This window comes from Methylibium sp. T29-B, from assembly GCF_000576225.1.
GTDB lineage: Bacteria > Pseudomonadota > Gammaproteobacteria > Burkholderiales > Burkholderiaceae_C > Methylibium > Methylibium petroleiphilum.
Genome location: NZ_AZSN01000271.1, coordinates 1 through 2,982, shown reverse-complemented (window position 1 = coordinate 2,982; position 2,982 = coordinate 1). Strand labels below are relative to the sequence as shown.

Annotated in this window: 2 protein-coding genes; both read left to right on the top strand. The window is 73.7% G+C overall.

The window, feature by feature from the left end; genetic code table 11:
• The coding region (locus Y694_RS26330) for a UvrD-helicase domain-containing protein (RefSeq protein WP_231497825.1) at nt 1–1,035 on the top strand (1,035 nt) is incomplete at its 5' end.
• 38 nt (nt 1,036–1,073) lie between these two features.
• Nucleotides 1,074–2,982 (top strand): 3'-5' exonuclease (locus Y694_RS20910; RefSeq protein ID WP_310732291.1); only part of this gene is annotated, 1,909 nt, incomplete at its 3' end.

Genomic DNA, 2,982 nt, shown 5'->3' with positions numbered 1-2,982 from the left:
GGCGCTGGGCGAGGGCAGCGCCTGCGAGCACTGCAGCGCACGCGGCCTGTGCCGGCGCGACCACTGGCGCGAGGACCGGGCATGACGTCGGCGGCGTTCGCCTACCGCATCGATGGCGCGCTGGTGGCGCCGGCGGCGTTCTACCGCGTGGCCTGCGACCCGCGCCGCAGCGTCGTCGTCGAAGCCTGTGCCGGCGCCGGCAAGACGTGGATGCTGGTGTCGCGCATCCTGCGTGCGCTGCTCGATGGCGCGGCGCCGCAGGAGATCCTGGCCATCACCTTCACCCGCAAGGCTGCGGGCGAGATGCGCGAGCGCCTGCAGGGCTGGCTGCACGAGTTCGCGCTGTGCGACGACGCGCAGCGCGAGCAGGCGCTGGTCGATCGCGGCTGCACGCGGCAGGAGGCCGGCGTGCTCGTGCCCCGGTTGGCCGCGCTGTACGCGGAACTGCTGTCCGGTGGGCGTCTGGTCGAGATCCGCACCTTCCACGGCTGGTTCAGCCAATTGCTGCGCGCCGCGCCGCTGGCGCTGCTGGAGCCGCTGGGCCTGCAGTCCGAGGTCGACCTGCTCGAGGACCGCAGCGACCTGCAGCCGCACTACTGGCGGCGTTTCCTGTCGGCCGTATCGGCCGATGCCGCCCTGCGCGAGGACTTCGCGGCACTCGTGCACGATCGCGGGCGCACGTGGCGCAGCAGTGGCTCGAGGCTGCGCTCGACCAGCGCGTCGAGATCGAACGGGCCGATGCCGCCGGCGTGCTGGAAACCAGCGTGCCAGCGGCCGCAGCGCTGTGGCCGCAGTTCGACGGACTGGCCCATCCCGCCGACTGGCTGGCGCAGCCGGACATCCGGAGCGCGCTGTCGACTCTGGCGGTGGCGCTGGGGGCGGCCGGGGGCAAGAAGTCGCGAGATGCGGGCAGCGCACTCGAGCAGGCGCTGGCCGGCATCGAAGCCGATCCGTCGGCGGCCTTCGACGCCGCCTGGCAGGCCTTGTTCACCAAGACCGGCGAACTGCGCAAGCAGATCGACGCACCGGGCCTGAACGAGGCGGCCGACGTGCTGCGGCGCATTGCCGAGGCCATGGACCAGCAGGCGGCGCACCGTGCGCATGCGCGCATGGTCCGGCTGTCTCGCGTATTGCTCGCCAGCTACCGCCAGCTCAAGCGCGACCGCGGCCTCGCCGACATGGCCGACCTCGAGGCCTGCGCCGAGCACCTGCTGGCCGATGCCGAACTGTCGGGCTGGGTCCAGGAGCGGCTGGATGCGCGCGTGCGTCACCTGCTGATCGACGAGTTCCAGGACACCAGCCCGCTGCAGTGGCGCACGCTCGACGCCTGGCTCAGCGGCTACGCCGGGGCCGGCGGCGGCAGCAGCGGACAGCGGCCCCTGTCGGTCTTCATCGTCGGCGATCCGAAGCAGAGCATCTACCGCTTCCGTCGGGCCGACCCGCGCGTCTTCGCGCACGCGCGCGACTTCGTCGTCACCGCGCTGGACGGTGCCCACCTGGCGTGCGACCACACGCGCCGCAACGCGCCCCGGGTGCTGGCCGTACTGAATGCGGTGTTCGCGCACGCGCAGGCCGGTGGCCGGTTCGACGACTTCCGCCCGCACACCACCGACGTGAGCGAGCCGCCCGGTGCGGTGTGGTTGCTGCCGGCGGTGCCCCGGCCGGAGAAGGGCGGTCCGGTGGTTGCCGCCGGCGGTTGGCGCGACAGCCTCACCACACCGCGCACCGAGCCTGAAGAGGTGCTGCGGCGGATCGAGGCGGAGCAGGTTGCGGTCGGCATCACCGCCCTGCTGGCCGAAGGGGGGCTGGCCCCGGGCGACATCCAGGTGCTGTGTCGCAAGCGGGCCCCGTTGGCACTGGTGGCCCAGGCGCTGCGTGAACGTGGCGTTCCCCACGCCACGCCCGAGCAGCGCGAGCTGATGGCGGCGCCCGAAGTGCGCGACCTGGTCGCGCTGCTCGATGCGCTGGCGTCACCGTCGCACGACCTGTCGTTCGCGCAGGCCCTGAAGAGTCCGGTGTTCGGCGCGAGCGATGACGACCTGGTGGCGCTCGCACGGGCGGCGCGGGCTGAGCGGCTTGCCTGGAGCGAGGTGCTGCTGCGTGGCGCAGGCGCGAGCAGGGCGGCCCTCGATCGGGCCCGCGCGCTGTGGCCCGGCTGGCTGGCGGCCGCCGCGGCACTGCCGCCGCACGATCTGCTCGATCGCATCGTCGACGAGGGCGAGGTGCGCGAGCGCTATGCCGCTGTGGTGCCGCCTGCGGGGCGCTTGCTGGCGCTTGCGGCCATCGATGCGCTGCTGGCGCAGTCGCTGCTGCTCGACGGTGCGCGCCATGCCACGCCCTACAACTTCGTGCGTGCGCTCCGGCGCCGGCGCGTGCTGCTGCCGCCGCAGAGCGCGGCCGACGCGGTGCAGTTGCTGACCATCCATGGCGCCAAGGGCCTGGAGGCGCGCGCGGTGTTCGTGATCGACACCATGCCGGAGGCGCCGAAGGCGGAGACCGCGACCCTGCTGATCGACTGGCCGGCCGATGCGGCGCACCCCCATTGCTGCGCCTTCGTCGCCAGTGAGTCGCGTTGCCCGCCGTCGCTGCGCGCCCTGATGGCGGCCGAGCAGGAAGGGCGGGCGCGCGAGGAGCTCAATGCGCTCTACGTGGCGATGACCCGGGCCCGAGAGCGGCTCGTCTTCAGCGCGACAACCCCGCACCGCGCGGCGCCAGGGCCGAGCGCGTGGCAGCGACTCGCTGAAGCGGGGGCGGATGCCGTCCCACCGTCAGCCGATGCCGGTGGCACGGCAGGGTCCGCCAGGTCGGCCGAGAGCCCGGTGGTGCTGCTTGCGCTGCCGCGCGTCCGTCTCGCCGCCGAGCCCTCCGACCCGGTGGCGGCCGACGCCGACACCGAAGCTGCGCAACTCGGCCGTGCGGTGCATCGCGTGCTCGAATGGCTGCCGGCCGACGCCGCGCTCGATGCGGCCGCAGCGGCGGCGG